The sequence below is a fragment of the Dethiothermospora halolimnae genome, from assembly GCF_037577855.1.
Taxonomy (GTDB): Bacteria; Bacillota; Clostridia; order Tissierellales; family VENL01; genus Dethiothermospora; species Dethiothermospora halolimnae.
Genome location: NZ_JBAKFX010000001.1, coordinates 1 through 16,775 on the forward strand (window position 1 = coordinate 1; position 16,775 = coordinate 16,775).

The window sequence follows — 16,775 nt, forward strand, 5'->3', positions numbered from 1 at the left end:
TAGTGTTATTTGGATTTATGCTACAAATAAGGAGTTTCAACAGATTAGAACGATGGATTGAAAAGGGCAAATTTAAAAAATTATTTTCTAGAAAAACTAAAATACCTCATATAGATACTATTAGAAGGTCTTTAACTGACTTTGATATTAGTAGTTTGTCTGATATGCATAATCATATAATAAAAAAAGCAATAAAAAATAAGGTTTTTAGAAAAGGTACTATAGATGGATTGAAAGTTGTTGCTATAGATGGAGTAGAGCTATTTGATAGTACTAAAAAATGTTGTGATAGGTGCTTAACTCGAGTTGATAAAGAGGGGATAACTCATCATTTCCATAGAGCCACAGTATGCTCAACTATAGGTTCAGATCCTCATTTGATATTAGGGCATGAAATGCTTGAGCCTAAAAAAGATTCTTCAAAAAAAGACGAAGGAGAGATTACAGGAGCTAAAAGGCTTATAAAAAAACTTCATAGAAATTTCAATCATTTTGCAGATATAATTATGGCTGACGCCTTATATTGCAAAGTGCCTTGGATAAAAGAAGTAAAATCTATAGGCATGGATGCAGTAGTAAGAGTGAAAGATAAAAGGCTTAATATTGTGAAAGATGCTTTAGCAATATTTAAATGCCGTCAGGCAGATGAAGAATGGATAGCTGAAAAAGAAAGTAATAAGAGCATTAAAATAAAAGCATGGGATGAAGATAATATTGAAATGGCTGATGGAGAAACAAAAATTAGATTTATAAAATTTAAAGAAAAAATTAAAAAAGGTGATAAGATTGAAGTTAAGGAAGCTTGGATTATAACAACTGATAAGGTTGTTTCTGTTAAAACTTTATGGAAAATAATGCATGACAGATGGCATATAGAAAACAATATATTTCATCAATTAAAAACAGAGTGGCATTTAGATCATTGCTTTATTCATAGCCCTACGGGCATAGAAACAGTTATTATGTTTATATTTATGGCTTTTAATCTAATGCAATTATACTTTTTTAGATGTATTAGAACATTTAGAAAAAAGGGGATGCTCCAAATAGATATAATTGAAGATTTAAGAGATGGAGTGTTACTAATACAGGATTGGAAAAATCCTATATTTGAGAAAACATAAGCTAAAGAAAAACTGGAAATTAAAATTTTGAATATTATGGGGAGGGGGAAAGTGTATCCTTTTTTAGGGCCAAACGGTCTTTTGATACCCATTAATAGTAAAATGTGTATAATAAACATTTTTTGTATGAGTAAAATTTTTACTGGAAATTAGATGCGAAATTTCTGCCAACTTTATAAATCAATTGACATACCTTTCCACTTATGCTAAAGTAAAGTTATAATAAATGGGAGTAGGTGTAGAAATGATCACTTTACAAAATATATCAAACTTAATTAAACTTAATAGTATCGTTTCTTCAAAGCCTAAAGGATATTTTGCTCTACAGGTTTAGCCTATTTATGTAAATTAAAATAATTTTTGTTGATAAGCAGGCTTAGCCTGCTATTTTTGTATATTTAAATAGATTACCACTATATCTAAGGGATGGCTTTGCCATCCCTTTTTTTCTTATTTTGGGGAGGTGAAAAAAATGATCAATGTACATTTAATTAAACATAAATTAAATGTAAGGAGAGATGCTTATGTCGACTATAACACTAAAGGATATGACATATTATTATGACAATTTTTTTAAAAATGTATTTTCAAATGTAAATTTAAACCTTGATACCGATTGGAAACTAGGATTAGTTGGTAGAAACGGTAGGGGTAAAACTACCCTATTAAGACTTTTAAACAAAGACTTAGACCCTTCTAAGGGGAAAATATCTATGCCTGTTAATACAGAGTATTTTCCCTATAATTATAAAAAAAGTTTTACCAAAACTATAGATGTTGTTAAGGAAAACATAGCCCCTTATCACCAATTAGAAGAAGATATGGATACCCTTATTAAAAAAGGAGACCCCAAAAGTATAGACACTTATGGAGAAATCCTTTCTAGATACGAAAAGCTCGACGGATATATTATAGATTCCTTACTAGAGAAGGAATTTAGACTTATTGGTCTTAAACCAGAGCTATTAAATAGAGACTTTAAACTATTATCCGGTGGAGAAAAAAACAAGGCGCTTATAGTAGCTATGTTTCTAAAGAAAAACCATTTTCTATTGATCGATGAACCTACAAATCACTTAGATATCGAAGGTAGAAAAAAACTTTCTAAGTACCTTGCTACAAAAAAAGGTTATATAGTTATATCCCATGATAGAACATTTTTAGATGGATGTATTGACCATGTATTATCTATAAATAAAGAAACTATCCACATTGAAAAAGGAAACTATTCTTCATGGTTAAATAATAAAAATTTACAGGATGAATACGAGCTAAATACTAGAAAGAAACTAGAAAGACAAGTTAAGGTTTTAGAAAAGGCAGCCAATAAAAATAGAAGATGGTCCTTTGATAAAGAAAAAGAAAAGATAGGCTGTAAAGGTGATAAAGGAGCCATTGGAGCCAGAGCAGCTAGGCTTATGAAAAGGGTCATTAACATAGAAAGAAGAACAAACAATATGCTAGATGAGAAAAAAGAACTCTTAAAAGATTATGAAACAGTTAAGGCCCTAAATATAAACCAAAGGCAATTAGAAGATGATATTTATATAACCACTAAAAAACTATCCTTCTCTTATGATAATAAAAAACTAATTGATAATCTAAACCTTAAATTATACAAAGGAGATCGTCTGTGGATAAAGGGGCAAAACGGATGTGGTAAAACCACATTATTGAAGATATTATGTGGAGAACTAGATATAACCGGTGGAACACTAGAAGTTAATCCAGAGATGAAAATATCTAGAGGATACCAAGATGTGGTTTGGAAACAAGGCTTTCTAAATGATCTACTAAAGAAAAATAAAATTAATGAAAATAAATTTAAATACATCCTTTCATTCTTCGATATAGGAGAAGAATATTTTAAAAGACCTATTGAGACCTTTAGCCAAGGGGAAAAGAAAAAAATTGATATAGCTAGAGCCTTTTCTAGTGAAAATCACATTTTCATATGGGATGAACCCCTTAATTTTATGGATATATTATTTAGAACCCAGCTTGAAGATGCAATACTAAAGTTTGAACCTACTATTATTTTTGTTGAACATGATGAATCCTTTGGAAAGAAAATATCAAATAAGATTTTAGATATGTAATCAGTTGGGGGATTACGAATCCCCCAACAACAAAAAAAGATTATTAAATCTATGCCAAGAAAAAAATTATTAATTTCCAGTAACAAAAGAATCATTAAATAATATTTTGAAGAAGGTACTATATAAAGTCATTTCACAAGCTTTTGACATTCTTCACAATAATAAATACTTCCCCCTTGATAAGTAGCTTTTTTTATAATAGAGCCACATCTTGGACATGGATTATTAACAGTTTTTCTGCTAACCTTAGTCTTATATCCTCCATACTTATTATATAAATCCTTCTCTGTATCTCGTCCACCTTTTTCAACCATCTCCTTAAGTGTATCCTTTATTGATAGAAATATATTTTCTTTTTCTGTTTTTGATAGTGTTTTTATCTTTCTCTTTGGATGTATTTTAGCATTATAAAGAATATCTTGTAATACTCCATTCCCTAATCCAGGTATTCTTTGTTCAGTTGCAAGGAATCCCTTTGCACTTAACCTTTGAACATCATCTAAAGAAATGAGATTATGAAAATACTCCATATCAAATTCTTCAGATAATGGAGAAGGTTTTTCCTTTGCAATATCATAATACTTATTATCAAATTCACCTTCTTTAAAACACCATAAACCCCCGTACATTTGAACACTTCCAGTCATTGATGATGAATCATCAAACTCAATTAATAATTGATGCTTTTTAGGCCTTCTTTCCCCTTTATTTTGATATCTAATATTAACTCCATCTCCTAATAATATTATAGCATCCTCTACCCTAATCTCGACAATACCACCAAAACTTTCTATGTTGCCTACGACTTTACCTTTAAGTAAATCCCCATAATTTTCAGGATCACCATGATACCAGGCAAATTTATGGGGAGAATGATTAGCTATTACGTTGACGATGGTTTTACCATAAACATTATCCTTAACCTGTCTAGATATGTTTATTGCTTCAGGAATTTCAAGCATAGACTTTCCTCCTTTAATAATTAGTATTTAAGTATTTGTTCTATATTTTTCCAAAATATCCTTTTAAAATATTCTTTAATTTTTATATTATTACTTATGGAGTAATAAAGACTATTTTTGTTAATATAATTGAAAACATAGTTCTTTCAGATAGTTCATTAAAGAGCTTTAAAATTCTACTGAATATATTAAGTACCAAAGCATACTATTTATATATTTCTTATAAATAGATCCTATCCCCCCTAATTTTATTAAAAATCCTTAATTAAAACTTGTCTTTTCTCCAATAATATTTACATTCTATTAATATAATTACGAATTTCTACTGTTTTGCCCTTTTACTTTGTTAGAAAGTTACCATTGACAACCTAAATAAAAATTTGTTAAACTCTTTAAGTCTCATGAAAAGCTTTGCAGAACTATAGTGAATTATATCACAAAATGTCAAAAAAATATCACTGCTTAGAAGGGGGTAATTTGTGAACTTTTTATATAGTCTATAATAAAATAGCAAAATATTGGTTTCAAAGAAAACATTTTCATGAACCACACAATAATTTGTAGTAAAATGTTTTCATGTCACTTTTATTAACTCACAACTAAATATTGTAAAAATTAATTTATTTGAATTATGTTTAACTTATCTATATATAATAAACATATCAAACAACTTATGAGGAGGAAAAAAAGTGAAACAAAACAACAGTTCAAATTCTTTAGTAGAAAGGTTTTATCATCTCTCTAAATATGGAACAGATGTAAAAACAGAAATCATGGCAGGTATTACTACATTCTTAACTATGGCATATGTTTTAGTGGTTATACCAGATATTTTATCAAGTGCAGGTATTCCTCAAGCAGGACTTTATACTTCTGTATGTTTAATAGCCGTTATAGGAACCTTTGGTCACGCATTCTTTTCTAAGTTACCATTGGCTACTTCTCCAGGTTTAGGACTTACAATATTCTTTGCTACTGCAGTTACTAATCCTGACGTTATGGGATATACTTGGCAACAAGGTTTAGCAGCCGTAGCAATATCCGGTGCTACATTCTTTTTAATTGCTGTTACACCTCTTAGAGAGAAAATAATAAATGGTCTACCTAAAAATATAAAAATAGCCATGACAGGTGGTGTAGGTTTATTTATTGCACTTATAGGATTTAAAAATGCTGGAATAGTTAATGCCGTTGACGGTGGTATGTACTTTGGCGATTTAACAAATCCAGAAGTAATACTTAGTTTAATTGGATTATTCCTAACCCTTATATTTATGGCTAAGGGAGTTAAAGCAGCTCTTATTTTATCTATAATTTTAACAACTATAATCGGTATACCTATGGGAATAACTGACCTTTCCGGCATTGGATTTTTATCAGTTCCACCATCAATAGGAGATACTTTCTTTAAACAAGATTTTGCAGGACTTTTTGGAAGCCAAGGTGTAGGTACAGCTATTCTTAATGTTATAATGGTTATACTTACTATAAGTTTAGTTGACCTATTTGACAACATAGGAACTGTTTTAGCGGTTGCCGATAGAGGTAAGCTTTACGATGAAAATGGAGACGTTAGAAATATGAAAAAAGCTTTACTTTCAGACTCTATAGCTACCACTATAAGTTCATTTTTAGGAACAACTACAACTTCAACTTATTTGGAGACTTCAGCGGGTATATCAGCCGGTGGTAGAACTGGACTTACGGCTCTTACTACAGGAATATTATTCTTATTCGCTATGTTCTTCTCTGGTATAGTTAGTATAATTCCAGGAGCGGCTACAGCACCAGCTCTTATTGTAATAGGTGTACTTATGATTGGGTCTATAACTAGAATAGACTTTACTGATATAACAGAGGGTGCTCCGGCATTCTTTACTATAACATTAATGCCCTTTACAGGAAGTATAGCAGAAGGTGTTGCCGGTGGTATTATAACTTATGTTGTTCTTAAACTAGCAACAGGAAGATATAAAGAAATTAAACCAGTTATGTATATACTGTCAATACTATTTATTATAAGATTTATTACAATGTAATTGGAAAACCATTGCCCCCCTAGATAACAGTTACTGTTATCTAGGGGGGCAATCACTATATACTGTTAAATTTATTCTTCTATATCCTCATATTGAGGTGGGAAAAACTCTGGGAAACCTTGGTTCATAAATTCTTCACATATGTCTCCATCGGGACTAAACTCTTCACATCTAGGCGGTTCGGGACAGAATCCAAAGGCAGGTATTAATAATTGAACTCTCCCAACTACTTTTATAATAATAAAAACTCCAGCAGCAAAATTAATTAAATTATCACTTTGAGTTATGTCTCCTAAAACCTTAGAACTTGTTTCAACCACAATTTTAAAGTTAAATTCATCCCTAGTGTTATCGGGGATAAATAAGACTATGTCTTTAAATATATCTGGTAAATACCCTGTTATATTAGTTCCCTCTTCAGTCTCAACCTCAAAGGGTATCCTTATGGTGAATCTTACCCGTTTAAAATTAGGTCTATTAGTAATAGGAGACATATTCAAAGTCCCATCTACAATAATTCCAGATTTAAATTTAATATTTTCAAAGGTAAAACAATCAATATCAAAGCTTACATCCTCAAAACATTCTCTTTGCTGACAGTGGGAATAAACTTTATCAGTAATCACACAAACCGTTTCTACAAACTCCGTTGGACAAAGAACATCTATAACACTACCTGAAGAAATATTTGACTCCACAATAATAGGGTCCCCTTCTTCTGGAGCAAAAGTCCCGGTTACTATGGCTCTATTTAAGAATCTTGATCCACAACCTCTAAATGTTCCAGATATCTGGAAAAATCCCGTAACTGTTTCCCCAATATTAAGATCCCCAATAACCCAAGTAATGGTTCTATTGTTGAAGGTTGCAGCCCCTTTACTTACATTACTATCCACAGATAGTATGTCATCAAGTTCTATTAAATCGGACAATATAACATTTGAAAGGAACGTATTCCCTGTATTAGTTACCGTTAGCCTAACTTCCCAAGCACTGGCTTGATCTTGAGGTATTGTAAGGGGACCATCTATAATATTTTTTTCAACATTTATTAGTGGCTCTGTTGGTTCTCCTGCTGGTCTAACCGTAATTGCCACTCCCCTTGCAGGTCCTGCAAATATTTCTCCTTCATTTGGATCTACTCCAGTTACATTTGCTTCATTAAGGGTTCTAAAGCCTGTCATTGTAAATATACCTGTAATATCAAAGCGTATTATAGCTGCATCTCCAGCATTTAGTGTTCCCACATTCCATGTTAATCTCTTAGTTACTGGATCATAGCTGGCATCTCCAGTGCCTGGGGTCTTTTCAACAACTGTAACATCGGTTACCGTATCAAGTAAGATATCATCTGTCATAACCACATTATTAACTGGACCTGTTCCTATATTTTGGACAATTATCTCTATATGCCAGGTATTACTGGTATTTTCTTCAACTATAGTTGGCCCAACATGAATAGCTTTTTGTATATTTAAAATACCCGTTCCCGGTGGAAGTGGTCTCAGAGTAATAGTATCCCCAAAACACTCCGATAATGTCCTTGGCCTGCCACAGGTCTTATCCTTATTTGGCACCCTATTTGAAGTAGCCGTATAAAAACAAAAGCTAAGGGGACTAAGTTCTGTTATATTAAGAAATGATGATAATGTAGTAAAATTAATTTGCCACTCTATAAAGAAGTCAGGATTACCATTAAAATCTGATCCATCTCCAGTGGGAACAATCCTTACATTATCCCCTAATGTAACAGGTTCTGTATAGTTTGGAGTAGGTGGTCCCATGGTACTTATACCTTCAGCTTGGTCTGCAAAACTATTTGGAGGTTGATTAATAAGATTTTCCCAAAGCTCTATGGTTCCATTAACCCCTCCACTTCCATTGACTGTTAATAACCATTGATAGGTCTCATCATTTTCATTTGTATTTAGTAAAACCCCCCAGTTAAAGTTATTAAAATCATCTAAAGCAATGGGGCTTCTATCGAGTCTCATCCTGAAAAATACAGTATTATTTTCAAATTGGAAAAAAACTGCAGGAAATTCTTCATTACCTACTATATCTATTGTAGCAGGTGACTCATCTCCTACCAAATCTCCAACACAAAATTCATCTTTAGTATACACTCGCCAATTCGTTGGCCATGGAGCAGCCATAAAAACACCACCTTTAATATACTCTTAAATTAATATTTTATGTTTAAATCTATATTTACCTAAGTCATTTATAACATATATTAACTAAATATAACTAGATAATATATACTATGCTATAACTTTTATTTAGTTCTTTACTTTATAAATTATATTAATAATGAAAGAAATACCTACCTTTGAACCATACTATATTCACTAGGAGGTCTTTCATTGTTTACTAAAATTATTATCAATTTTTTAGATACATATAATTTACCTTGGCTAATCTTAGCCCTAATGACATGGTCCTTAATCTATATTTCATGTTCTTTAAAACAGTTTTTTTACGCACTTCCTGTGGGTATCTGGACTATGGTGGTGGGGACAATCTTAGAGAACTTTTTTATTTATCATAAATTTTGGTCAGATCATTTTATTTTAGTTCATATTGGAGAGTTGGATTTGTTTCTTATTATTGGACCATTTTTCTCTATAGGACTATTATTAATAAGATTTCTTCCTAAAAGTTCCTTTGGAAAGTATATGATTATTTTATTATTTTCAGCTATATCCGTTGGTATTGAGTTGATTGCTATAAAATTAGGTTTTCTATCTTATAATGCTGAAAAATGGAGCTTAATACACTCTTTAGGAGCATACTCTTTAAGTTTAATGAGTGGATTGGGATTTTATTATATTTATTATAATAAGTGAAAAAACGTTATAACCTCAGCACCTGTATTTATATAATTGTTATTTTTATTTTAAAATTATATAAATACAGGTGCTTAAAGTATTTCCACCTTATATCATAGTTGTAACTTATTTTTTCAATTTTTAAAGGATTTAAAATTTCCATGTTGAAATCTTATTTTAAATAAAAGTATATTAAGGTTGGTGCTTATGAAGGAAATAAAAATAACAAATGCCCATATACATAACTTAAAAAATATCAATATATCTATACCTAAAAATAAATTAACGGTTATAACAGGAGTTAGCGGCTCGGGGAAATCAAGCTTAGCTTTTGATATTATTTATAAAGAGGGTAGAAACAATTATCTACATGCCATTGGATTCCCTAAGAATATAACAGGTAAAGATAGACCATTTGATACCATAAAGGGGCTATCCCCTACTATTGCAGTGGAACAAAGATTGATAAAGGGAAGTAATCCCAGTTCTGTTGTTGGTACCATAACAAAGATCTATGAATATTTGAAGATGCTTTACTGCTACGATGGAGAGATTACATGTCCCACATGTGGAAATATTATAGATAAAGATTTGATGTGCAAACATTGTAATACTAAAATAGAAAGATTATCTCCCCAACACTTTTCCTTTGGTTCCCCTACAGGTATGTGTATAAAATGCGGAGGACGGGGATATGTATATAAACTTGACTCTAAAAAAGTAATAGATAATCCCACTAAAACCCTAAAAGAAATATGTAAGCCAAGAACCATATTTTATCATATAGATAAAACATTAAAGGTTTTAAGTAAGGCATATGACTTTAGTTTAGATGAACCCTATAAAAGTTTATCAATTGATATAAAGAATGCCTTCTTATATGGCTTTTCATATAACAATAAGGAATATGACGGTATATTGAGTTATTTAAGGGATAGAATGATCACAACAAAGGGGGTAAGCCAACTTATAAAAAGTAAATTTACTAGTGAAAATATATGTCCCGACTGTAATGGTCAAAGAATAGGTCATAGGGGAAGAAATATTTACTTTATGGAAAAAAATATAGTTGATGTTTCCCAAATGACTATATTAAAACTTAAAAGTTTTCTTTTAAAAGCTCTAGAAAAAGCTAACTTATCGTCCTTTGGTAAAAAGAATATTAATATAATTTTAAAACAACTTAATAATATGATAGATGTTGGACTTTCCTATTTAACCCTATTTAGAAAAATATCCACCCTTAGTGGTGGTGAAGTCCAAAGACTCTTTTTAATGTCCCATTTAGGCTCTAAAATGGACTCCATAATATATATCTTTGATGAACCAACCTCGGGACTTCATGAAATGGAAAAGGGAACTCTCCTTGATAAAATAGAAAAGTTAAGGGACTTGGGAAATACCATTATAATAGTAGAACATGATAAAAACACTATAAAAAGGGCTGACCATATAATAGACCTTGGCATCTATGGAGGACAAAACGGGGGTGACATAGTCTATAAAGGGGACTATGATAATATTTTATTAAATAAAAAATCTATAACGGGTAAATATCTATCCCAAAATTCCCCTCTAAATATTAGGGAAAATAATATGACAGTTTCAAACTTAACACCTATGCTAAATATCAAAAATATCAAAACCAATAACTTAAAGGACATAGATGTTAATATCCCCCTTAAGGGAATTATTGGAATATGTGGAGTCTCTGGTAGTGGTAAAACTTCCCTTATACGTTATACCTTAGCTCCAATACTAAAGGATTATTTTTCAAATAGGGGGAAAAATAGTGATGGATCTAGCCTTTTAGATAATAGAGTGGCACCTATATTTAATAACATAGAAGGACAGTCCAATCTATCCCAATATGATGGTGTGGCCTTTGTCTCCCAAATTCCTATAGGTAAAAACAGAACCTCTATTATGGCTACATATTTAGGTGTATGGAAATATATAAGAAAAATATTTTCAGATATTCCCTATGCTAAAAAAATGGGATATAAATCAGGATATTTTTCCTTTAACTCCAAGGGAGCCTGTGAACACTGTGGCGGTTTAGGTTTTATAGAACATATGGTTAAATCCCCTAATATGGATATAGTTACTTCTACATGTCCAGAATGTAATGGTAATAGATACAAAGAAGATATCCTTAAAGTAAAATACAATAACAAAAACATATTAGATATTTTAAACATGAGCATATCAGAATCTCTAGACTTTTTTAGAGAAAATAAAAAAATTCAGAAAATATTAAAATCTATAGATGATATGGGTATGGGATATATTCTTTTGGGACAACCTACTCCCACTTTAAGTGGCGGGGAAGCCCAAAGATTAAAGCTAGCTAGGGAGCTCACTAATACAAAAAAGAACTCAAAATCCATCTATATATTTGATGAGCCTACTACTGGTCTAAGCTTTTATGATATAGAAAAATTATTAGTTATTATTGATAAACTATCTAAAAATGGAAATTTAATTATTATCATAGAACATGACCCTAATGTATTATCCTTCTGCGATCGGCTCATAGAATTAGGCCCTGGAGGAGGAAATAAAGGTGGAAAAATAATAGCAGAGGGCTCTCCCCTAGATTTAAAAAATGATGCTGATTCCATTATAGGTAAGTTTTTATAATATATTAAATTATGTGAGGTTTTATTATGAAAAATATAAAAGTGAAAAATGCTTATTTAAATAATTTAAAAAACATAGATTTAACTATTCCAAAGGATAAATTTGTTGTTGTCACAGGGGTAAGTGGCTCAGGAAAATCCAGTATGGTCTTTGATATTATATTTCAAACTGGAAGAAAGGGATATTTACAATCCATAGGTATACTACCCATGATAGATGAAAAGGAATACTATGATACCATAGAAGGAATAGGTCCTACAGTTGCAGTTAAGCAAAGTATAATAAAAGAAAGTAACCCTAGGTCAATTGTAGGTACTAAAACTAAAATATATGATTATCTAAGGTTATTTTATTCCTTAGAAGGGATCATAGAGTGTTCCATATGTGGCTCTAAAACAAATGAAAATCTAGTCTGTGAGTCCTGTGGTAATGTAGAGGAAAAATTACACCCTCCTGTTTTTTCCTTTAATACCCCTAGGGGGATGTGTTTACGATGTAGAGGTAGGGGTTATGTATCACAAGTGGATGTTAATAAGATATTAGACAATAAAGACCTTTCCCTAAGGGAAATCTGTAAAAAGTTAAATATAACTTCATCCAGGATAAAAAAAGAATTGAGAGAACTTCCAGATTCCTTTAACTTTGATATAAATACCCCCTTTAAAAATTTAGATGAAGAAGTTAAGGATATATTTTTATATGGTGGTGAATTCGGTGACTGTGGAGACTTTTGGGGAGTAGTAAACTATTTTCATTGGAAAGCAGCTAAGGGTAGAGTCTCCCCTGGGATAATAAAAAGAAAAACCTGTCCAAAGTGTAATGGTTATAAGGTAGGAGATGAAGCTAGAAGGGTGACAGTTATGGACAAGCACATAGCCCAAGTAGGAAATATGACTATTAAAAATTTAAAGAACTTTTTATCAAAGTTACATAATCAAAGTCTATCTAATTATGGAAAAAACATATTAAACATAATATCAAATCAAATACAAGATATTATTGATGTGGGACTTTCCCACCTTACCCTCTATAGACCCATGCCCACATTAAGCGGTGGTGAAATCCAAAGACTCTTTTTAGCATCCCATTTAGATTGTGAGATGGAGTCTTTAACATACATATTTGATGAACCCACCATGGGATTACATGAACTAGAAAAGAAAAAACTCCTTAGTAAAATAGAAAAACTTAAAAACCTAGGCAATAGTGTTATAATCGTTGAACATGATAAGAACACAATAAAAAAATCCGATTATATAATAGATTTTGGTCCCCTTGCCGGTGAGTTAGGGGGAGAAGTGATCTATGAAGGTGATTATAAGGGCTTATTATCCTGTGATAAGTCTATCACAGGTCAATTTTTATCGGGGAAAATAAATATACCCTATAAAAATAAATATAAAAATATAACTAACTTAACCCCTAAACTATTTATGGAAAATATAAGTACAAATAACCTGAAAAATATAAGTGTAGAAATACCCTTAGGTATGTTAGTGGGTATATCAGGGGTTTCAGGCAGTGGTAAAAGCTCTTTGATATCCCACACACTGATACCTAAATTAAAATCATATTTTAAGTATGGTAAATATTCTAATATTAAAGGCATGGAGAATGTTGCTGATTACAAAGAAATGTCCCAAGACCCCATAGGAAGAAATAGACGCTCTATCCCAATGACCTACCTAAACATATGGGATGAGATTAGAAATATTTTTTCCAATCTACCTATATCTAAAAAATCAAATTATACTTTAGGGAATTTTTCTTTTAACTCAACGGGAGCTTGTCCTGTATGTCAGGGTATAGGATATATGGAAGAAAATCTAGGTGAGTTTGGTAAGGTATCCTATATATGTAGTGAATGTGAAGGTAAAAGATATAATATCGATATTTTGAAGGTTAAATATAAAGATAAAAATATAGCAGATATTCTAGACATGAGTGTTTCTGAAGGAACAATATTCTTTAAAAATCACGAAAATATTTATAATATGCTAAGTACACTGGAAAAAGTAGGTATGGGTTATATAAAATTAGGACAACCCACACCCACCCTTAGTGGCGGCGAAGCCCAAAGAATAAAGCTTGCAAAGGATATTGGTAATAAAAAGTCATGTAAGGATAAATTAAATACACTATATATACTTGATGAACCTACTACTGGTCTAAGTTTTTATGATACATCTAAGTTATTATCACTATTAGATCAACTAATAAAGGATAATAATTCTATCATTGTTATAGAACATGACCCCGATGTATTATCCTTCTGCGACTGGATTATTGAACTTGGTCCTAATGGTGGAAATGAAGGTGGACAAGTGATAGCTGAAGGTTCCCCTTTGGATTTAAAAAATAATAAAAACTCAAAAATAGGTGAGTTTCTAAAGGTGGTGGATTAATGGAAAAGTTAGATTTTAATACATCTACTTTTAAGTCCTGGGATGATATAGATATTAAGGTGGATAAAGAAATATTAAAAAATATCGATATAGATGTGGTTGGAAAACTAAAAACAGTAAATGCCATATTAGTACTAAAGGAAAACTATATTGTTTTTGAAAAATATTATAATGACCATAATAAAAATGATTTACACCCTGTTATGTCTATAACCAAAAGTATTATTTCTATTTTGATAGGAATAGCCATTGATAAGGGCTATATTAAAGATGTAAACGAAAAAATATTAGACTTTTTCCCAGAGTATAAATCTAGAGATATTGATTGCCTTATTAGAAGAGTAACGATAAAGGACTTACTTACAATGACCTCTGGAATACTATGGCAAAATCGAGGCATGAAAGAACCCCTTTTAGATAGAATGAAAAGAAGTAAAGACTGGACAGAGTTTATATTAACACTACCTATAGAACCAAACCTAGTTGATAGGTTTTTATATAATAGTTCCAGTTCCCATCTACTATCTATAATAATATCTAAGTCAACTAATATGTCTGCTAAAGAGTTTTCTAAAAAATATCTATTTAGTCACCTAGGTATAGAAGATATAAAGTGGGAAACAGACCCCCAAGGTAATAGTATTGGAGGCTATGGACTTTCTTTAAAACCAAGGGATATGGCTAAGATAGGCCAACTATATCTTAATAATGGTATTTGGAACAATGACAATGTCCTATCGGGTAATTGGATAAAGACATCAACTACCCCCTATTCAAATGGGAATGATATAGGGAAATATGGCTATCATTGGTGGATAAGTAAAGATAGTAGACGCCATATCTACTTTGCTTTAGGCTATGGTGGCCAATATATAATAAATGTTCCACAAAAAAACACCTCAGTAGTTATTGTATCCCATGCCAATAGGGGGCAGTGGAATTCTCCAAAATATTTATTAGACAAATATATTTTGCCCTCTATAAAATAAAAGCTAAGATAAAGGGCCTATCCCTTTATCTTATCCTTTATATCTCTCCCTCTCCATTAAGGGCATTTTCTACTGCCTTTAGTATGATCTTACTACTAATAGTAGCTCCTGAAACATAATCTACATCTAGACCCTGTTTTTCTATTATCCTATCATTTATTTCATGACCAGATTTTCCTGGTCCATGACTATGTTCTATAATATCAATCCCAGTTATTTTATTATCCTCAACCACTACTTTTAATTTAACCTTTGACATTTCATTAAGAGTATATTTTCCTATATATTCTCCATCATTAATATCCGATAAGTCTATATTATTGATTTCTACAGCCTCTGCCGCCTCTTTTACATTATCAAGCTTTAAATAAAAACTTATTCCCCCTACTGCAACTAATATAATGATTACAAGTAACCCTATTTTTAGAGCTTTTTTCATCATAACCCTCTCCTTTTTATTCAATATACACTTTTCTTTTTATATCTCTAACCCCATTATCTTTAGCAAATTTTTTATTATTATGATTTAATAACATAGCCAAGGGTCTATATAATATTTTAGGCATTTTAAATGTTATTAAATCTTGAGCCTTATAAGATATACTACTTTCCTTTAAAACCTCCTCTACTAAAATGGTAAAGCCGGCGATGATTTTCTCTCCCCTTTTTCCTAACTCATTAATTGGCATTCCATCTATGACTGCACCCCCTCCATAACTTAATCCCCCTAACCATTTCATTTCTGTAGTTTTGGCAAAAAATCTACAAGATTCTATTAATGGTTTACAAACCTTTATATCAATAAATCCACTTTGAGCTATTGCAAAAAAACTTTTTCCCTTTAATTGGTTTCTAAGTTCATTGGATAACTTTTCAAAGAACCAAATATTTGTATAGGGAAGGGTATCCACATATAGGGGAGATATTATACCTATAACATCAACATCTATTAATATATTCTTTAGATTATTAAAATCTTCTTTTTGATTAAAATAATCTATAATATGTATTATATTAGCTTCATGCCCCTTATCTGCAGTGATATCTTTTATTGCTTTAGCAAAACTATAGGACGTTTTTTTCTTTCTATTGCTACCATTTAATAAGAGAATTTTCTTTTTATCCATAATTAATCACCTCTTTAATAGATAATAATACATCTTCTTTAATTTTTTCTATATCCTTTAGTGGATTAATAGTAATGGCTCTATGTTTATACTGAAAGTTTATGGCATTTCTCTTAACTAATCTTTTAAAAGCCTCTTTTTCACCTTCTATATTCTGTTCTACTATACCAATACCTATTAAAGACTTGTTCTTATAACGCATGGGATGGAGAAGGTTTCCCTTTTCAACTTTATAAAGGGGAAGACTTAAGGGCATGAATCTATCGACGGCTTTTTTAAGACAGAAAGAATAGCCTCCAAATCTTATTGGTGTAATCATCATAAGTACATGACATTTGGCTATAGACTTATATATATCTATCATGTCATCATTAAGTATACATTCTCCCGGGGCTCTAACTCCACAGGCTCCACAGGAAATACAGGGCTTAATTTTCATATCCTCTAATCTATAATAGGTTACTCTTTTATCCTTAGCCTCCAGTAGCTTAGTTATAGTGTTTCCTATATGACTATCCTTCTCTGTACCATCTAATATCACAATACCCATAGTCCC

General features: G+C 31.2%; 12 protein-coding genes. 7 read left to right on the forward strand and 5 right to left on the reverse strand.

What is annotated here, in order from left to right; translation table 11 throughout:
- Window positions 1-1,124, forward strand: a 1,124-nt coding sequence (locus V6137_RS00005) for a transposase (protein ID WP_425445816.1), incomplete at its 5' end; no start/stop codon positions are given.
- A gap of 524 nt (window positions 1,125-1,648) precedes the next feature.
- Entirely contained in the window at window positions 1,649-3,223 is a 1,575-nt protein-coding gene (abc-f, locus tag V6137_RS00010; RefSeq protein ID WP_425445817.1) for a ribosomal protection-like ABC-F family protein, read from the forward strand.
- Window positions 3,224-3,351: 128 nt separating this feature from the next.
- On the opposite strand, the gene V6137_RS00015 is transcribed toward abc-f, so the two are convergent.
- On the reverse strand, window positions 3,352-4,185 hold the full coding sequence (locus V6137_RS00015) for a hypothetical protein (RefSeq protein ID WP_425445818.1): 834 nt from the start codon (window positions 4,183-4,185) through the stop codon (window positions 3,352-3,354).
- A gap of 689 nt (window positions 4,186-4,874) precedes the next feature.
- Between V6137_RS00015 and V6137_RS00020 the strand changes: the two genes are divergently transcribed.
- On the forward strand, window positions 4,875-6,224 hold the full coding sequence (locus V6137_RS00020) for an NCS2 family permease (protein WP_425445819.1): 1,350 nt from the start codon (window positions 4,875-4,877) through the stop codon (window positions 6,222-6,224).
- A gap of 71 nt (window positions 6,225-6,295) precedes the next feature.
- Here V6137_RS00020 and V6137_RS00025 read toward each other — a convergent pair whose 3' ends face one another.
- Window positions 6,296-8,380: a COG1361 family protein gene (locus tag V6137_RS00025; RefSeq protein WP_425445820.1), complete on the reverse strand. Its 2,085-nt coding sequence runs from the start codon at window positions 8,378-8,380 to the stop codon at window positions 6,296-6,298.
- A 210-nt stretch (window positions 8,381-8,590) separates the two neighbouring features.
- On the opposite strand from V6137_RS00025, the gene V6137_RS00030 reads away from it, so the two are divergent.
- From V6137_RS00030 to V6137_RS00045, 4 genes are all read left to right on the forward strand, one after another.
- Complete coding sequence (locus tag V6137_RS00030) at window positions 8,591-9,073, forward strand: hypothetical protein (RefSeq protein ID WP_425445821.1); 483 nt, start codon at window positions 8,591-8,593, stop codon at window positions 9,071-9,073.
- 189 nt (window positions 9,074-9,262) lie between these two features.
- On the forward strand, window positions 9,263-11,698 hold the full coding sequence (locus V6137_RS00035) for an ATP-binding cassette domain-containing protein (RefSeq protein ID WP_425445822.1): 2,436 nt from the start codon (window positions 9,263-9,265) through the stop codon (window positions 11,696-11,698).
- A 26-nt stretch (window positions 11,699-11,724) separates the two neighbouring features.
- On the forward strand, window positions 11,725-14,103 hold the full coding sequence (locus V6137_RS00040) for an excinuclease ABC subunit UvrA (RefSeq protein ID WP_425445823.1): 2,379 nt from the start codon (window positions 11,725-11,727) through the stop codon (window positions 14,101-14,103).
- Window positions 14,103-15,092 (forward strand): serine hydrolase domain-containing protein, encoded by a 990-nt coding sequence (locus tag V6137_RS00045; RefSeq protein ID WP_425445824.1) that lies wholly within the window; start codon window positions 14,103-14,105, stop codon window positions 15,090-15,092. Before V6137_RS00040 ends, V6137_RS00045 begins: the two co-directional genes overlap by 1 nt.
- Window positions 15,093-15,129: 37 nt before the next feature.
- On the opposite strand, the gene V6137_RS00050 is transcribed toward V6137_RS00045, so the two are convergent.
- Genes V6137_RS00050 through V6137_RS00060 form a run of 3 tightly spaced genes read right to left on the reverse strand, consistent with a single transcriptional unit; the run spans window position 15,130 to window position 16,769 of the window.
- Window positions 15,130-15,531 (reverse strand): FMN-binding protein, encoded by a 402-nt coding sequence (locus V6137_RS00050; RefSeq protein WP_425445825.1) that lies wholly within the window; start codon window positions 15,529-15,531, stop codon window positions 15,130-15,132.
- Between the two features lie 16 nt (window positions 15,532-15,547).
- Complete coding sequence (locus V6137_RS00055) at window positions 15,548-16,219, reverse strand: NAD(P)H-dependent oxidoreductase (protein WP_425445826.1); 672 nt, start codon at window positions 16,217-16,219, stop codon at window positions 15,548-15,550.
- Window positions 16,212-16,769 (reverse strand): flavodoxin family protein, encoded by a 558-nt coding sequence (locus V6137_RS00060; RefSeq protein ID WP_425445827.1) that lies wholly within the window; start codon window positions 16,767-16,769, stop codon window positions 16,212-16,214. Before V6137_RS00060 ends, V6137_RS00055 begins: the two co-directional genes overlap by 8 nt.
- Between the last annotated feature and the right edge of the window lie 6 nt (window positions 16,770-16,775).